At 40.3% G+C, this 16,306-nt stretch carries 16 protein-coding genes, 1 tRNA gene, 1 rRNA gene, 1 other RNA gene and 1 other annotated feature; of the genes, 14 read left to right on the forward strand and 5 right to left on the reverse strand.

What is annotated here, in order from left to right; genetic code table 11:
• Window positions 1–112 (forward strand): 5S ribosomal RNA (gene rrf, locus M3226_RS30420); the annotation flags it as partial.
• A gap of 114 nt (window positions 113–226) precedes the next feature.
• Here rrf and M3226_RS30425 read toward each other — a convergent pair.
• Entirely contained in the window at window positions 227–1,168 is a 942-nt protein-coding gene (locus M3226_RS30425; protein WP_251573123.1) for a YaaC family protein, read from the reverse strand.
• Window positions 1,169–1,275: 107 nt separating this feature from the next.
• Between M3226_RS30425 and guaB the strand changes: the two genes are divergently transcribed.
• The 6 genes from guaB (at window position 1,276) to M3226_RS30455 (ending at window position 7,757) form a co-directional block, all read left to right on the forward strand.
• Window positions 1,276–2,745, forward strand: a complete 1,470-nt coding sequence (gene guaB, locus M3226_RS30430; protein WP_251573125.1) for an IMP dehydrogenase — start codon at window positions 1,276–1,278, stop codon at window positions 2,743–2,745.
• A 220-nt stretch (window positions 2,746–2,965) separates the two neighbouring features.
• Window positions 2,966–4,279, forward strand: a complete 1,314-nt coding sequence (locus M3226_RS30435; protein WP_251573147.1) for a serine hydrolase — start codon at window positions 2,966–2,968, stop codon at window positions 4,277–4,279.
• Window positions 4,280–4,455: 176 nt separating this feature from the next.
• On the forward strand, window positions 4,456–5,337 hold the full coding sequence (gene pdxS, locus M3226_RS30440) for a pyridoxal 5'-phosphate synthase lyase subunit PdxS (RefSeq protein WP_251573127.1): 882 nt from the start codon (window positions 4,456–4,458) through the stop codon (window positions 5,335–5,337).
• A gap of 1 nt (window position 5,338) precedes the next feature.
• The gene (pdxT, locus tag M3226_RS30445) at window positions 5,339–5,929 is read left to right on the forward strand and encodes a pyridoxal 5'-phosphate synthase glutaminase subunit PdxT (protein WP_251573129.1); all 591 of its coding nucleotides are present in this window, start codon (window positions 5,339–5,341) and stop codon (window positions 5,927–5,929) included.
• A 52-nt stretch (window positions 5,930–5,981) separates the two neighbouring features.
• Window positions 5,982–6,200: a binding site (T-box leader), on the forward strand.
• Between the two features lie 74 nt (window positions 6,201–6,274).
• Window positions 6,275–7,555: a serine--tRNA ligase gene (gene serS / locus M3226_RS30450; RefSeq protein ID WP_251573131.1), complete on the forward strand. Its 1,281-nt coding sequence runs from the start codon at window positions 6,275–6,277 to the stop codon at window positions 7,553–7,555.
• 109 nt (window positions 7,556–7,664) lie between these two features.
• Window positions 7,665–7,757, forward strand: a tRNA-Ser gene (locus tag M3226_RS30455).
• 138 nt (window positions 7,758–7,895) lie between these two features.
• Here M3226_RS30455 and M3226_RS30460 read toward each other — a convergent pair.
• The 4 genes from M3226_RS30460 to M3226_RS30475 form a co-directional block, all read right to left on the reverse strand.
• A complete protein-coding gene (locus M3226_RS30460) occupies window positions 7,896–8,591 on the reverse strand; it encodes a deoxynucleoside kinase (RefSeq protein ID WP_251573133.1) in 696 nt (231 codons plus the stop codon).
• Window positions 8,592–8,595: 4 nt separating this feature from the next.
• Entirely contained in the window at window positions 8,596–9,261 is a 666-nt protein-coding gene (locus M3226_RS30465) for a deoxynucleoside kinase (RefSeq protein ID WP_251573135.1), read from the reverse strand.
• Between the two features lie 233 nt (window positions 9,262–9,494).
• On the reverse strand, window positions 9,495–10,781 hold the full coding sequence (locus tag M3226_RS30470) for a LysM peptidoglycan-binding domain-containing protein (protein WP_251573137.1): 1,287 nt from the start codon (window positions 10,779–10,781) through the stop codon (window positions 9,495–9,497).
• A 30-nt stretch (window positions 10,782–10,811) separates the two neighbouring features.
• Window positions 10,812–11,387, reverse strand: coding sequence for an isochorismatase family cysteine hydrolase (locus M3226_RS30475; protein ID WP_251573139.1), 576 nt, complete (start codon window positions 11,385–11,387; stop codon window positions 10,812–10,814).
• A gap of 109 nt (window positions 11,388–11,496) precedes the next feature.
• On the opposite strand from M3226_RS30475, the gene tadA reads away from it, so the two are divergent.
• The 7 genes from tadA (at window position 11,497) to M3226_RS30510 (ending at window position 15,983) form a co-directional block, all read left to right on the forward strand.
• Window positions 11,497–12,009: a tRNA adenosine(34) deaminase TadA gene (gene tadA / locus M3226_RS30480; RefSeq protein ID WP_251573149.1), complete on the forward strand. Its 513-nt coding sequence runs from the start codon at window positions 11,497–11,499 to the stop codon at window positions 12,007–12,009.
• Between the two features lie 92 nt (window positions 12,010–12,101).
• An RNA gene (gene ffs, locus M3226_RS30485) (signal recognition particle sRNA large type) lies at window positions 12,102–12,366 on the forward strand.
• A 135-nt stretch (window positions 12,367–12,501) separates the two neighbouring features.
• Window positions 12,502–14,202, forward strand: a complete 1,701-nt coding sequence (gene dnaX, locus M3226_RS30490) for a DNA polymerase III subunit gamma/tau (protein ID WP_251573141.1) — start codon at window positions 12,502–12,504, stop codon at window positions 14,200–14,202.
• Between the two features lie 26 nt (window positions 14,203–14,228).
• Window positions 14,229–14,552, forward strand: a complete 324-nt coding sequence (locus M3226_RS30495; protein ID WP_374110708.1) for a YbaB/EbfC family nucleoid-associated protein — start codon at window positions 14,229–14,231, stop codon at window positions 14,550–14,552.
• 190 nt (window positions 14,553–14,742) lie between these two features.
• Window positions 14,743–15,339 carry a recombination mediator RecR gene (recR, locus tag M3226_RS30500; protein WP_251573143.1) on the forward strand — a complete coding sequence of 199 codons (597 nt, stop codon included), beginning with the start codon at window positions 14,743–14,745 and terminating at the stop codon, window positions 15,337–15,339.
• 77 nt (window positions 15,340–15,416) lie between these two features.
• Window positions 15,417–15,635 carry a YaaL family protein gene (locus tag M3226_RS30505; RefSeq protein ID WP_251573145.1) on the forward strand — a complete coding sequence of 73 codons (219 nt, stop codon included), beginning with the start codon at window positions 15,417–15,419 and terminating at the stop codon, window positions 15,633–15,635.
• Between the two features lie 84 nt (window positions 15,636–15,719).
• Window positions 15,720–15,983 carry a pro-sigmaK processing inhibitor BofA family protein gene (locus tag M3226_RS30510; RefSeq protein WP_098533753.1) on the forward strand — a complete coding sequence of 88 codons (264 nt, stop codon included), beginning with the start codon at window positions 15,720–15,722 and terminating at the stop codon, window positions 15,981–15,983.
• Window positions 15,984–16,306: the final 323 nt, after the last annotated feature.

The raw sequence follows: 16,306 nt of genomic DNA on the forward strand, positions 1-16,306 counted from the left end.
TAATTAAGGCGAGAAGGTCACACCCGTTCCCATACCGAACACGGAAGTTAAGCTTCTCAGCGCCGATGGTAGTTGGGACGCGAGTCCCTGTGAGAGTAGGACGTTGCCAGGCAATGTAAGGACAATCTGAAAGGATTGTCCTTTTTGTTTAGAAAATTATAAAATTCAGTCTAGTGGATAACTGTTCATAATACGACTATTGATGTCCAGCTCCAGCGCTTTTGTTTTATTGCATAAGAAATTTATAGATCAAAAACGGCCCTTTTTTCATTGTGACCTCGATGAATGATTTAATAAATGGATAATCCTGGTTGGGCATCATCTTCGTTAACTCACTCCACCATTCCGTTTCATAACGGGCAATCATGCTTAGGTTATATAACAAAAGATAGTGAACAAGCAGCTCTGGAAAATTAATGAGGTTTCCTTTACCAAGTGGAATGGTGTAATTTTTATCTTCCAAATTGTAAAAAAGCGGTGACATTTCAGAAAGAAAATCCTCACTTATTTGAAAGGCAAGCCCCTCATTAGCAAACTCCAAATTATTTTTAAATTTTGAGGTAAAAAACTCCTTAAACCTGCTCTCCGTCATATGATAGCTATCCAGTACATACTCAGGGATCAGAAGTTTATTATCATGCTGAGTTAAACTGGCAAATGTCCTTTTTCCTTCAACGATAAAGAATAAATCATTTAATTCAGGTATAAGCTGTAATAAATCCTCCATAATAGCCTTTTCCCCTTCCAATTGTTTCATGTGAAACATTTTCTCTGACATAAAAGGGAAAAGGCCATTTTTTTGAAACTTTACTTCATCATGGAAAAAAAGATAATTTTGCTTCTTCCTTTTCCTTGTAGAAACGCCGTGGGCCAATACTGCGGTAGTTTCTGGATAGGAGGGGTCTATGGTTAAGATACAGGCTTTAATTAAATGGACAAGTCCATAAAAGAGTAAGATAGGTTTTAAAATTAGTGGAGATTTTTCTGCTTGATCATAATATATTTGCCCGTGTTCGAGATAATAGAGAAAGGCATATCCATTTTCATAACTTTTTTGTTCAGGGTTATCAATATTTCGCTTTTGGTAGCACGTCTTTAAGTATCTTTGGCAGTATTCCGCCGAAAAGAAACAGGAGTAACTTTTCCAATCTTTATAGTTAGTAACCAAGTCGCTCACCTTTTTCAGAAAAATCAATTTAATATTTATTCCTTGACAGTATTTTGTCCAATTGATAACCTACAAATAATATTTTTTGTTCTGGGGGGCTGTTAAAAATGTGGGAAAACAAATTTGCAAAAGAAGGACTAACGTTTGATGATGTTTTATTAATTCCGGGTAAATCAGAGGTATTGCCCAAAGATGTCAACCTGCAAGTAGAGTTATCGCCAAGTGTAAAGCTTAATATTCCAATTATCAGTGCTGGAATGGACACTGTAACAGAATCTGAAATGGCGATATCCATTGCCCGTCAAGGCGGGTTAGGAATCATCCACAAGAATATGACCATTGAGCAGCAGGCAGAACAAGTTGAGAAGGTTAAGAGATCTGAAAGCGGAGTTATTACGGATCCATTTTTCCTAACCCCTGAACACCAGGTCTTTGATGCGGAACATTTGATGGGCAAATATCGTATCTCCGGGGTTCCTATTGTCAATAATATGGAAGACCAGAAGCTGATCGGTATCATAACCAATCGTGATCTTCGTTTTATCCAGGATCAAGATTATTCATTTAAAATTTCTGATGTTATGACAAAAGAGAATCTTGTAACAGCCCCAGTCGGGACAACGTTGAAAGAGGCTGAAAAAATACTACAAAAGCATAAAATTGAAAAACTTCCGCTTGTGAATGAGGAAGGCGTATTAAAAGGCTTAATTACGATTAAAGATATCGAAAAAGTAATCGAGTTCCCTAATTCGGCAAAAGACAGTCAGGGCCGTTTATTGGCAGGTGCAGCTGTAGGTGTAACAAAGGATACGATGAAGCGGGTTGAAGCCCTAGTAGCGGCAAATGTTGATGCGATCGTTATTGATACAGCACATGGACATTCTAAAGGTGTTCTTGATATGGTGAAGGAAATCAGAAGTGCGTATCCTAACCTAACGATTATTGCAGGCAATGTTGCAACAGCAGAAGCAACAAAGGACTTGATTGAATCTGGCGCTGATGTGGTAAAGGTAGGGATCGGACCTGGTTCCATTTGTACCACAAGGGTTGTAGCAGGTGTAGGAGTACCACAAATTACCGCTGTTTATGATTGTGCAGCGGAAGCGATAAAGCTTGGAAAAACAATTATCGCTGATGGTGGAATTAAATACTCTGGAGATATTGTTAAGGCCTTGGCAGCCGGCGGACATGCCGTTATGCTGGGAAGTTTATTAGCAGGCGTATCAGAGAGCCCAGGTGAAACGGAAATTTTCCAAGGACGCCGTTTTAAGGTTTACCGGGGAATGGGTTCAGTCGCTGCGATGGAAAAAGGTTCAAAAGACCGTTATTTCCAAGAGGACAATAAAAAGTTTGTTCCAGAAGGAATTGAAGGGCGGATTCCATATAAAGGTCCATTAGCTGAGACCATTTATCAGCTTATTGGCGGCATACGGTCAGGTATGGGCTATTGCGGAACAAAGGATCTTCATGATTTAAGAACAAAAGCACAGTTTATTAAGATGACAGGTGCTGGTCTGAAGGAAAGTCATCCACACGATGTTCAAATTACCAAAGAAGCACCCAATTATTCACTATAGATTTTATTAAACAGAGAGGTCATACCTCTCTGTTTTTATTATGAAGAATTTCCTATTAAATTTTAAGAAAATTTTAATCCAATGCCAAAGAATGGTCCAATGCTCATTCTATGATTTACTAGGCAGGTATGATAAAATATTCAAAGTGTATAAATTCCTTGGAGGGCGTGTAATAGTGAACAAACATCTTTATCGAAAATATGTTGCCAGTGCGTTGGCAATGATTATGTTTTTTAGCGTTTTTGCTGGTGTACATCAGGCCCATGCAGAAGCAGCCTTAAATGTTAATGCAGATGGAGCCATTTTAGTAGACGGTAAGACAGGTAAGGTTTTATATGAAAAAAATGCTGATAGTGTACTAGGAATTGCTAGTATGACCAAAATGATGACTGAGTATATCCTGCTTGATTCAGTAAAAAAGGGAAAAGTGAAATGGGATCAAGAATACAAGGTAAGTGACCTTGTGTACAAAATATCTCAGCGCCGTGATCTTTCCAATGTGCCACTACGAGCGGATGGTACTTATAAAGTTCGAGAATTATATGAAGCTATGGCGATTTACTCTGCCAATGCTGCAACCATTGCCCTTGCAGAAGTTATGGGCGGTTCAGAAACAAATTTTATTAAAATGATGAATGATAAAGCAAAGGCACTTGGGTTAAAGGATTATAAATTTGTGAACTCAACAGGTTTGAACAATCGAGACTACAATGGTCTGCAGCCAGAAGGAACGGGCGCGGAGGACGAAAACGTGATGTCATCCCGGGCTGTGGCAAAACTAGCTTTTCACTTAATTAATGATTTTCCTGATGTGCTAAAAACAGCCAGCACACCAAAGAAGGTTTTTCGTGAAGGAACAGATGACCAAATTAGTATGATTAACTGGAACTGGATGCTTCCATCACTAGATTATGGTTACCAAGGGATGGACGGACTAAAAACAGGAACAACAGATTTTGCAGGTTACTGTTTTACCGGAACAGCGAGCCGTGATGGAAAACGATTTATTACGGTTGTACAAAACGCTAAGGATGCTTCTGGACAAGGCGGTTACAGTGCCCGCTTTGAAGAAACTAGGAAAATGCTGGATTATGCTTTTAGTAACTATACCAATGTAAAACTTGTTCCAAAACATTATCAGCTCAAAGGACAGAAGACAGTGCCAGTCCTTAAAGGAAAAGAAGATCAGGTAAAGATTTATACAAAATCCGCTATTAATATGATCGTTCTTAATGGTGAAGAGAAAAACTATCAACCTAAGCTTGTATTAGATAAAAGTAAAGTTAACAAAAATGGTGAGTTAACTGCTCCGATTAAAAAGGGAGAAACAGTCGGTTATGTGACATTAAAGCCTAAGAATGGCGAGAAGGTTAGTTTTTTAACAGCTGAGGGTCAAAAGAAAGCACAAGTGGATGTTGTTGCAGCAGAAGATGTTGAAAAGGCTAACTGGTTTGTTTTAATGATGCGTGGTATCGGTAATTTCTTTGGAGATGTGTTTCATGGGATAGGAACAACAGTTAAGGGATGGTTTTAAATCTTAATCCGTTAATATTTACCATATAGTAAAGAAAAGGATTTCTTGTCTTGACAGGAATCCTTTTTTGTTGCTTTAATGTTTTTATGGTAAAATTATTCCGATATTTAAATAGGGATTTTTCCTAAAAGTATGAACAAATTTTTCTCAAAATTAAAATAAAAGGGGGATTTTTTATGAAAACTGGTACGGATCTTGTAAAACGCGGTATGGCTGAAATGCAAAAGGGCGGCGTTATTATGGATGTCATTAACGCTGAGCAGGCAAAAATTGCAGAGGAAGCTGGTGCCGTTGCAGTAATGGCATTGGAGCGTGTTCCATCTGATATCCGCGCAGCTGGCGGTGTGGCAAGAATGGCTGACCCAAGAATTGTTGAAGAGGTACTTAAAGCTGTTTCTATTCCTGTTATGGCAAAGGCAAGAATAGGCCATATCGTTGAAGCACGTATACTTGAAGCTATGGGCGTTGATTATATCGATGAGAGCGAAGTTTTAACACCTGCAGATGAAGAATACCACCTAAACAAAAAAGACTATACAGTGCCATTTGTGTGCGGCTGCCGCGACCTTGGTGAAGCTGCCCGCCGAATCGGTGAAGGTGCATCCATGCTTCGTACAAAAGGTGAACCTGGAACTGGTAACATTGTAGAAGCTGTTCGCCATATGCGTAAGGTAAATGCACAAGTTCGCAAGGTTGTTGGAATGAACGAAGATGAGTTAATGACTGAAGCAAAGCTTCTTGGTGCTCCATATGAATTATTGCTTGAAATTAAGAACCATGGCCGCCTTCCAGTTGTGAACTTTGCTGCCGGTGGTGTTGCAACACCTGCTGATGCAGCATTGATGATGCAATTGGGTGCAGATGGCGTATTCGTTGGATCAGGTATCTTCAAATCTGAAAACCCTGCTAAATTTGCAAGAGCGATTGTGGAAGCAACTACACATTATCAAGATTATAAATTAATCGCTGAACTTTCAAAGGATCTTGGAACACCAATGAAAGGTATCGAGATCTCTTCCCTAGCACCAGAAGCTCGCATGCAGGAGCGTGGTTGGTAAAATGATTAAAATCGGCGTACTTGCTTTACAAGGAGCTGTCCGTGAACATATTAAATCTTTAGAGGCATGTGGAGTAGAGGCAGTTGCAGTTAAGCGCAAAGAGGAATTAGAGAACCTCGATGGCCTTATTCTTCCTGGCGGTGAAAGCACGGCAATGCGCCGCTTAATTGATAAATATGACTTTATGGATGCTCTAAAGGAATTTGCACGTGCGGGGAAACCTATGTTTGGTACATGTGCCGGTCTGATTCTTTTAGCAAAAGAACTTGTGGGTTATGATGAGTCACACATTGGTGTAATGGACATCAAGGTGGAACGGAACTCATTTGGCCGCCAAGTTGACAGCTTTGAGGCCGACCTCACGATTAAAGGTGTAGCAGACAGTTTTCCAGCAGTGTTTATCCGTGCGCCGCACATCGTTGAGGCAGGCGAGAATGTTGAAATTTTGTCCAAGCATAATGACCGCATCGTCGCCGCACGGGAAGGACAATTTCTTGGCTGTTCGTTCCATCCGGAATTAACCGAGAACCATGAGATTACGGCTTACTTCGTCGAAATGGTGAAGGAAGCAAAAGCGAAACAATTTGTTTAATTCGATTGCATTTGGTTCATAATTATAGTAAATTATAAAACAAATCAATAATGAAAAAGCAATGAGAGGAACTAGTAACTTGAACCTCACTCCAAAGAGAGCCGGTGGCTGGTGTGAACCGGTGTGTGATACTTGTGAATCCCTCCTCGAGCAAGGTACGGAACACCTCTAAGGTAAGTAAGTACTTTCGGTAAAAACCGTTACAGTTTTTTGAGGTGGGCAGCCTATGCTGTCAACCAGGGTGGTATCGCGACTAACTCTCGTCCCTGTTTTTGGGGCGGGAGTTTTTTTATTTTTAAAGCGAAAGTGCCTTGAAAAATAAATTAAAAAAGGAGTGCCAGTACTATGTTGGATATTAAAGTACTTAGAGCTAATTTTGCTGAAGTAAAAGAAAAGCTTCAGCATCGCGGTGAGGATTTAACTGATCTAGGCCGATTTGAGGATCTGGATGTAAAAAGACGGGAGTTGATCGTTGAATCTGAAAAATTAAAGAGCCGCAAGAATGAGGTTTCACAGCAAGTAGCCGCATTGAAGCGTGAAAAGAAAGATGCAGACCACATAATCACAGAAATGCGTGAAGTTGGCGATCAAATAAAGAGCTTAGATGACGAACTCCGCGGCGTCGAGGAGACGTTAGAACAATTGTTATTAAGCATTCCTAACATTCCACATGAAAGTGTACCAATCGGTGAAACTGAGGATGATAATGTAGAAATTAGAAAATGGGGGAAAGTCCGTGAGTTTGACTTTGAAGCAAAGCCACACTGGGACATTGCAACTGAACTAGGCATCCTTGATTTTGAACGGGCAGGAAAGGTTACAGGAAGCCGCTTTGTCTTTTATAAGGGGCTGGGAGCTCGTTTAGAGCGGGCCTTAATCAGCTTCATGCTGGACCTTCATGTTGATAAGCACGGCTATACAGAAATATTGCCGCCATACTTAGTCAACCGTACAAGCATGACCGGTACTGGACAATTGCCAAAGTTTGAAGAGGATGCCTTCTTAATAGAAAATGAAGATTATTTCCTCATTCCTACAGCTGAGGTGCCAGTCACAAACTATCATCGTGATGAGATATTAAGTGGAGAGGACCTTCCGATTCGTTTTGCTGCCTATAGTGCTTGTTTCCGTTCTGAAGCAGGGTCTGCAGGGCGTGATACAAGAGGATTAATCCGTCAGCATCAATTCAATAAGGTTGAGCTTGTTAAGTTTGTGAAACCCGAAGATTCTTATGAGGAACTTGAAAAGCTTACTCACGATGCAGAACGTGTGTTGCAGCTGCTAGAACTTCCTTACCGTGTGTTAAGCATGTGTACCGGTGACCTCGGCTTTACAGCTGCCAAAAAATATGATATTGAGGTTTGGATCCCAAGCTACGAAACCTACCGCGAGATTTCCTCTTGCAGTAACTTTGAAGCCTTCCAGGCAAGACGGGCAAATATCCGCTTCCGTCGTGATCCGAAGGCGAAACCGGAGCATGTTCATACCTTAAACGGGTCTGGTCTTGCAATTGGCCGCACGGTCGCCGCAATATTAGAAAATTATCAGCAGGAGGACGGCAGTGTCGTCATTCCTACAGCACTACGTCCATATATGGGCAACCGCGACGTCATTAAACCTATGTAGAAACTGCATATAGAAGGATTTTTCCGGGCACTCTAAATTTGTCCGGAAAAATCTTTTTTACTATTTGACATTATCATTATTTTTATGGTAAATTATCATTTGTTGATACGGAGGAATACCCAAGTCCGGCTGAAGGGATCGGTCTTGAAAACCGACAGGCGGGTTAAACCGCGCGGGGGTTCGAATCCCTCTTCCTCCGCCATTATCTAAAAAGAATCACGCGCATAAAAACTGGAGATAAAAATTCGTTACAAGTATTTGTAGCGAATTTTTTTTTGCAAAAGAATATGTCTAGCAGCGCCTAGGGGCTTCCGCTTTTCGACAAAAAGCACAAATTGGTTTAACCAATCTGTGCTTTTTCTATTTTTAATATTTTAATTAATTTCTCATCTACAGCATTGCAAACCCTGATAGCGTCTGCCTTGCTTTTGACCACATCAGTATTGTCCATATCAATCACTAAAACTTCGCTTGCTGCATACTGATTTAAGACCCATTCGTCGTAACCCTTCCAAACTTCAAAATAGTACTCTTTTAGTTCAGGGTTGATTTCAAAGCTTCTGCCACGCGCCATAATCCGGTCAATGACCGTATCAAATGATCCCTTTAGGTAAACCATTAAATCTGGTGCTTTCTTAGGAAGTTCATTGAGCTCTTCCATCATATTATCAACAAGCTCTTCATAGATTTTGAATTCCAATTCAGAAATTCGGCCTAAGTTTTTATTTACATATGCAAAATACCAATCCTCATATATGGAACGGTCTTGAATGGTATAAACGGGTTCTCTCCAATTTACACATTCCTTAACAGTCTTAAATCGTTTGTTTAAAAAGAATAATTGTAAGAGGAACGGAATTCTTCTTGCATCCAATTGTTCTGGTGTCAGTTCATAATAAAGGGGAAGAATCGGATTATCATCGACCGCTTCATAAAAGACTTTACTCTCAATGCCTTTATTTTTAAAGTGTGCATTTAATGTATCGGCCACACTTGTTTTTCCTAGACCAATCATACCACCAATAACGATACTCACGAACCTAACATCCCCCGTTCAATAATATGTTGTTTGCCCAGCTGCTTTCTTTTAAGGAAGTAGTTAACTTTTGAAAAATATAATTTAAATCCTGTTCACTTTTTACAAAATCCAACTCATCGCCGCTAAAGCGAAGAACGGGAATTTCCGGATATTCTTTCTCAAAGGCAGCTATGGTATTTTCATAGTCAATAGAGAGCTGTTCTAAATATAAGGGGCTGATATTTTTCTCTACTTCTCGGCCTCTTTTTTTAATCCGTTTCAAAAGTGTATCGAGGCTTGCATTTAAATAAATAATCACATTCGGTTTCGGCATATCTTCCGTTAGAATTTGATAAATTTTAAAGTACTTTTGGTACTCTTCATTATTTAAAGTCCGTTCAGCGAAGATCAAATTCTTTAAAATATGATAGTCTGCCACAACCGAATTATTTTGGCTTAAATAATGGGTATTGATATCCCCTAATTGCTTATAGCGATTGCAGAGAAAGAACATTTCGGTTTGAAAACTCCACTCCTCTATATTTTCGTAGAATTTCCCTAAAAATGGATTTTCATCGACAATCTCTTTTAATAAAGCAAAATGGAACTTTTCTGAAATAGCTTTTGCGAGAGATGTTTTTCCTACACCAATCGGCCCCTCAACGGTAATAAAGGGTGTAACCCCCATTGCAAGTCCTCCTTCTCCAGCTGCCTGCACATCTATGTTATCTTATGATAAGTTTTTTTACCTAACTTTCTTAGTTCCTATGGTTATACGGTCTTTTTATGACGCAAAGAATATTTTATCATAATCTGTCGAAGGAAGGGATATGGAATATTTTCAAGCTGTTAATTTTATGTCAAATACATGAAAAAACTGCCGATTAACGGCAGTTTTTGTAGAAATGGAAATTTTAAATACTAGGATCCTTTCTTGGTTACATTGAAATTGTCCACGATTAAAAGCCAATTTTGCGGAAAGGCTAACCCAAGTTTCCAGTAGCTCATTCCCCGAAGATTCAGCTCCTTGATTAAATCAAACTTTGCCTGGATTGACCGGGCATCCTCAAACCAGACCTCATGCTCTTTACCACTTACAGTATACCGGAAGTGCGGAGCTTGTGCTTTTGTATCATACTGAATCGGAACATTATGTGTTGCGGCAAGCTGAATAGCCTGCTGCGGGCTCACTGCTTTTGCTACTGTTCCTTGGACAAATGGAAGTGTCCAGTCATAGCCATAGAGGTTCTGTCCCATTAGAATCTTATTTGAAGGCATTTCAGTAATGGCGTATTCTAAAACTTTCCTGACCTGTTCGATTGGTGATACAGCCATGGCCGGGCCGCCGCTGTATCCCCACTCATAGGTCATAATCACGACAAAGTCAGAGATTTCCCCATGTGCTCGATAGTCGTGTCCTTCATACCATTTTCCTTTTTGGGTGGCACTTGTTTTCGGAGCAAGAGCAGTAGACATGAACCAGCCCTCCCGGCTAAACCTTTGTTTCGCCTTCCGCAAAAAGTTATTATAGGCTTCTCGGTCAGCTGGCCGTAAAAACTCAAAATCAAAATGAATGTCGCGGAATCCATATTTTTTGGCGGTAGCGACAATATTATTGAGGAATCGATCCTGGATCGGCAGATCATTTAATAAAATACGGCCAAGTTCGTCACTAAATTGATCATTCTCCTGATTGTTAATGACCATCATTAATACGTTTCGATTGGCTCTAGCTATTGCAGGGAAATTATTTAATAAAGGCTCTTTTAAGGTCCCATCGCGGCGCGCTTGGAAGCTAAACGGGGCTAAATAGGTTAGGTACGGAGCCGCTTCTCGGGCGCTTGATTCTAAACCAGCGGCTACTGTCGTTCCGCGCGGCTCAACATAGGCGTTAAACTCAGCATTTCTTTTTGCCCCTTGAGGTATATAGAGACGGAACCCTACATTTAAGGGCTGATTGATGTTAATCCGGTTAACGCTTGCCAATTGTTGAGGAGAAACGCCGAACTTACGCCCTATTGAATAAAGGGAATCTCCGGATTGAACAAAATAAAAATGGCCGATAATGGGAATAACAATGGATTGTCCAATGACCAGATTATTTGGGTTTGGCAGTTCATTTGCCTCAACGATGTCTTGTACGGTCGTATGATAAGTCCTTGCAATCGTTGTTAATGATTCATTGCTCTTTATGATATGGATTTGCATCCTGATCCCTCCCCGAAACATACGCTACAGCTATTCTATGAGGGAGGGTGGGTTTACATGATATACTTTTGGTAAATCATGTGAGGATTTAATCTCTGCCTTTAAAACATTTTTCATCATCGTTAGAGCATATTGGTTATCTTGATCATCTGTCGAGGCAATACAATTAGTAGGGATATAAAGCTTGTATTCCCGCATATAGGCATCGTTTGCTGTAAATAGAACACAGATATTGCCCGCAATGCCCGTTACAATAAGGGTATTTACTTTTAGCTGATGCAGTAAGGTATTTAAGGCAGTTCCGTAAAAGGCAGAGTGTTTCGGCTTAATTAAAAAATAATCCTTTTTATCAGGGAGCACTTTATCATATATAGGCTCACTATATTGATTTCGGCAATGTTCAATAATGGTATGGTAATCTGCTTGCCATAAATTATAATGATCGTTAATAAAGATAACAGGGAGCTGCTGTTGATTAAATTGTTCTTTTAATTCTTTAATTGGCCCGGCAATTTTCAGTGCCTTTTGAGCAAGAATATGGCCATGTGTAAAATCAAAGTTATTGATCATATCAATGATTAACAGGGCAGGACGTTCATGATTCAAACTGTCTCCCTCCTTTTTGTTTATTTTGGAATAGCTAGAAAGTTTTTATCCTGTCTTAAGGGATTTCAAACCTTTAATACTAAAATAATTAGGTGATAATTTGATAAATATCGTAGAATCTCAAGATGAATTTTTTATGAAGGAAGCAATAAAGGAAGCAAAGAAAGCAGAAGAATTAAATGAAGTACCAATTGGTGCAGTGCTGGTGATGAAAGGCGAAATTATTTCCCGGGCCCATAATTTAAGAGAGCTAGAACAAAGTGCCATTGCTCATGCCGAGTTGCTAGCGATTGATCAGGCCTGCCGACAAACCGGATCTTGGCGGTTAGAGAATTCAACCCTATATGTCACTCTGGAGCCATGTCCTATGTGTGCCGGTGCGATTATTTTATCAAGAGTGAAAAGGGTGGTTTATGGTGCAAGTGATCCAAAAGGGGGCTGTGCCGGAACTCTCATGAATCTGTTACACGATGAACGCTTCAATCATCAGTGTGATCTCACGAAGGGCGTTTTAGAAGAAGAATGCGGGCAGTTGCTTTCTGCATTTTTTCGAAGCATAAGAGATCGAAAAAAGCTCGAAAAGCAAATGAAGAATAATCAAGCATTTATTAATTTACAGTAATTTACAGTGGATTAAGATTGCTTTTTTTCGCGATAGGTTGTATATTAGAAAGGCGTCAGATACGACGCGTGAAAATTTAGGTATCAATTTTGCCGTGCTAGGTGGGGAGGCAGCGGTGCCCTGTACCCGCAATCCGCTCTAGCGGGACTGAATCCCTTCCCGAGGCTTACGACCTGTAGGGTCTGCCTTAAGTAAGTGGTGTTGACGCCCTGGTCCTGCGCAATGGGAATCCATGAACCATGTCAGGTCCGGAAGGAAGCAGCATTAAGTGGACGCTCCCATGTGCCGCAGGGTTGCCTGGGCCGAGCTAACTGCTTAAGTAACGCTTATGGGCGTATGTCGACGGAAGGTGCACGGCAGTACATATATGCATGCACTCAAAAACTCATCTCAAATTACGGGATGAGTTTTTTTTACATACATTTTGAAAAATGGAAATTAAATAAGCTATAATGGATATGATGATAAAAATTTTGAAGGGGGCGGTGTCCAGTGGCATATCAAGCTTTATATCGTGTTTGGCGTCCGCAGGCATTTATTGATGTAGTAGGACAAGAACATGTTACCAAGACATTGCAAAACGCCCTGCTTCAGCAAAAAATTTCACATGCCTATCTTTTTTCGGGCCCTAGAGGAACAGGTAAAACAAGTGCTGCTAAAATATTAGCAAAGGCTATTAATTGTGAGCATGCACCGGTTTCAGAGCCATGTAATGAATGTGCGGCATGCCGCGGCATTACTAATGGCACAATTCCAGATGTATTAGAATTTGATGCCGCTTCAAATTCCCGTGTTGAGGAAATGAGGGATGTCCTCGATAAGGTCAAATTTGCACCAACGGCTGTAAACTACAAGGTCTATATTATAGATGAAGTGCATATGCTGTCGATTAGTGCTTTTAATGCTTTGTTGAAGACGCTCGAGGAACCGCCAAAGCATGTTATTTTTATTTTGGCAACAACGGAACCTCATAAGATCCCGCTAACGATTATCTCAAGGTGTCAGCGTTTTGATTTTAGACGCATAACAGCAGGATCCATTGTGAATAGAATGAAATTAATCGTGGAAGAAACAGGCGTGAACTGTGATGAAACGGCACTGCAAATGATTGCCCGCGCTGCTGAGGGCGGTATGCGGGACGCCTTAAGTCTGTTGGACCAAGCTATTTCCTACAGTCAGGACCGTGTTACACTTGAAGACGCGTTAACCGTTACAGGATCTGTATCACAAGGATTTCTTAATAAATTAGCCCATGCCTTTGAAGAAGGTGATGTGGCGAGTGGTCTAGAGGCACTCGATGAACTATTATTCCATGGGAAAGATCCATCCAGATTTATGGAGGACTTCATTTTATTTTATCGGGATATGCTCCTTTATAAAACTGCCCCTAATCTGGAGGAATCGCTTGAAAGAGTGATGCTGGATGAGGATTTTCGAAAATTGGCGGAAACGGTCCCAGTTGAAAAAATTTATCAACTTATTGATTTGCTGAATAAGACACAGCAGGAAATGCGCTGGACCAATCACCCTCGGATCTTTTTGGAGGTAGCGGTTGTAAAGCTCTGTCAAATGGAAGTGAAACCATCATCGGTTCAAGCGGTTACTGCACCTATTGGGGAATTACTAGCAAGAATTGATCACCTTGAGTCAGAGCTACAGCACTTAAAGGCCAATGGTGCAGCACCGGCTGCTCAAGAGGGAGCACCGCAACAGCAAAAACCTGCACAAAGATCATCCTCTAAAAAGGCTTATCAGGCACCAGTTGGAAAAATAAATGAAGTTTTAAAGCAGGCAACAAAGAACGATTTAAATTTAATTAAAGCAAATTGGGGAGAAATGCGGTCTAGCCTGTTAAAATCGCAGGCTGCATTATTAAATGATGCTGAACCGATTGCCGCTTCCTCTACCGCTTTTATTATAAAATTTAAGCATGAAATGATTTGCCAAATGGCAATGAACCGCACCGATTTTCTTGAAGCCGTTACAGCTGCACTTTTAAAATTAACAGGTAAGAGGCTTCAGCTTTTAGGCGTCCCTGAAGATCAATGGATGCCGATTCGCGAAAGCTTTTTAAATAGTCAGCATGATGAAGAAGGATCAAGCTTAGGCGGTGAGTCTGCAAAGGAAGAGGAACCGCATATTGCAGAGGCAAAGAAATTATTTGGTGCTGAGTTTGTAGAAATTATTGACTAATGAATAAATAAATGGAGGTTAGGATTATGATGCGTGGCGGCGGAATGGGTAACATGCAAAATATGATGAAACAAATGCAAAAGATGCAGAAGAAAATGGCAGAGGCTCAAGAAGAGTTAGGCCAGCAAAAAATTGAAGGTACTGCCGGCGGCGGAATGGTGACAGTGATAGTTACAGGACATAAAGAAGTAGTAGATGTGCAAATTAAACCTGAGGCCGTAGATCCAGACGATGTTGAAATGCTTCAAGACTTGGTCCTTGCTGCTGTTAATGATGCCCTTAAAAAGGCGGAAGAATTAACAAACAATACAATGGGTCAATTTACTAAAGGAATGAATTTACCTTTTTAATGAGATAAGTAAGTAAAAAAGTTTTTGACTTAAAGAATTGATTAGCTCCAGCGCCTAGGGCTCGGGATCATAAGCCCCTGTTCAAGGCGCCTGTGCTATTTTATTAAATGTTGAGTTGGGGTGCATAGGAACTTAGGATGTTTTCGACTCCGAGACCTGGCACCCCTGCTTTCTAGAGGAGAAAAGCTAAATGCACTATCCAGAACCCATATCTAAGCTGATAGACAGCTTTATGAAGTTGCCGGGAATTGGTCCTAAAACGGCTGCTCGGTTAGCTTTTCACGTTTTAAATATGAAAGAAGACATAGTGCTCGACTTTGCAAAAGCGCTTGTCAACGCAAAACGTAATTTAACTTATTGCTCCGTCTGTGGGCATATTACCGATCAAGATCCGTGTTATATCTGTGAGGACCAGCGCCGGGATAAAAGCATTATTTGTGTCGTTCAAGATCCAAAGGATGTTATTGCGATGGAAAAGATGAAGGAATTCAATGGCCTATACCATGTTCTGCACGGGGCTATTTCACCAATGGATGGAATTGGACCAGAGGATATAAATATTCCCGATTTATTGAAACGTCTCCAAGATGAAGCAGTTCAAGAAGTCATTCTCGCCACAAATCCAAATATTGAGGGAGAAGCCACAGCCATGTATATCTCCCGATTATTAAAACCATCAGGCATTAAAACAACTAGAATTGCTCATGGACTTCCTGTTGGCGGGGACCTTGAGTATGCGGATGAAGTAACTTTATCTAAGGCAATTGAGGGAAGACGGGAATTGTAAACCAAAAAGAGGTGAAAAGTCTCATAAAGTCTAATTACAGATTTTAGCTAGACACACTATAACCGGAGGAATAACAGATGTTTTTTCGGCGCAAAGGGCGGCTGCGAAAAGAGTATGATGAGAAGCTGATAGCACAATTAAACCGATTTAAAACACATTGGCAGCAGGAAAAGATGCTTTTAGAAAAAAGCTTTGACCCTTCAGAAGAAGTGATCTGTCAAACTAAAATAGCGGAAGCTAAATATATCTTTCTATTAAGAGAAGCAAAGCAGCGAAATGTAACCATTCTTAAGTGAAACAGTATTTCTCCCCATATGGTCTATATAGAACAACTTGTACATATGTTGTAGTAAAAAGACATTGGAGGGGGGAAGCTTTAGTTGGAACCAATAGTCGTAATTTCTATTTTAGGCGGGCTTATTCTTTTATTATTATTTTCTGGTGCTCCATTTAAGCCAATACGATTTGTCGGACAGGCAGCTGTAAAGTTTTTAATAGGAGCTTTGTTTTTATTTTTTCTAAATGTGGCTGGTAATCGCTATGGAATTCATGTCCCGATTAATTTTGCAACTTCCGCTGTTTCAGGTTTTCTTGGTATACCAGGATTAGTCGCGTTAGTTGCGATCCAGCATTGGGTTCTATAGAAAAAAACCGCTGAAAAACAGCGGTTTTTCTTATGCTTGAGGTATAAGAAAAAATAATGATTATTTGCTTGACGGATTAAATGGAATGCTGTAATATATAAAAGGTCGTCAGTGAGATGATAAAGAAAAAAAGAAAGTTGTTGACTTTTAGTTGATAACTTGGTAAGATAATAAAGTCGCATTTGAGCGACGGGATATTGTTCTTTGAAAACTAAACAAACAAAAACGTCAACAAACAATAATATTAGTTTCTACTATGAAACTAAGCCAACGTAACAAATTGAGCTAATCAACTTTCATGGAGAGTTTGATCCTGGCTCAGG

The sequence above is a fragment of the Neobacillus cucumis genome (assembly GCF_023715505.1).

Coding starts and splice junctions, on each gene's coding strand:
- M3226_RS30435 (WP_251573147.1), top strand. CDS start 2,966: ATGATTATGTTTTTTAGCGTTTTTGCTGGTGTACATCAGGCCCATGCA.
- serS (WP_251573131.1), top strand. CDS start 6,275: ATGTTGGATATTAAAGTACTTAGAGCTAATTTTGCTGAAGTAAAAGAA.
- pdxS (WP_251573127.1), top strand. CDS start 4,456: ATGAAAACTGGTACGGATCTTGTAAAACGCGGTATGGCTGAAATGCAA.
- pdxT (WP_251573129.1), top strand. CDS start 5,339: ATGATTAAAATCGGCGTACTTGCTTTACAAGGAGCTGTCCGTGAACAT.
- M3226_RS30470 (WP_251573137.1), bottom strand. CDS start 10,781: ATGCAAATCCATATCATAAAGAGCAATGAATCATTAACAACGATTGCA.
- M3226_RS30505 (WP_251573145.1), top strand. CDS start 15,417: ATGTTTTTTCGGCGCAAAGGGCGGCTGCGAAAAGAGTATGATGAGAAG.
- M3226_RS30465 (WP_251573135.1), bottom strand. CDS start 9,261: ATGGGGGTTACACCCTTTATTACCGTTGAGGGGCCGATTGGTGTAGGA.
- M3226_RS30495 (WP_374110708.1), top strand. CDS start 14,229: ATGATGCGTGGCGGCGGAATGGGTAACATGCAAAATATGATGAAACAA.
- recR (WP_251573143.1), top strand. CDS start 14,743: ATGCACTATCCAGAACCCATATCTAAGCTGATAGACAGCTTTATGAAG.
- guaB (WP_251573125.1), top strand. CDS start 1,276: ATGTGGGAAAACAAATTTGCAAAAGAAGGACTAACGTTTGATGATGTT.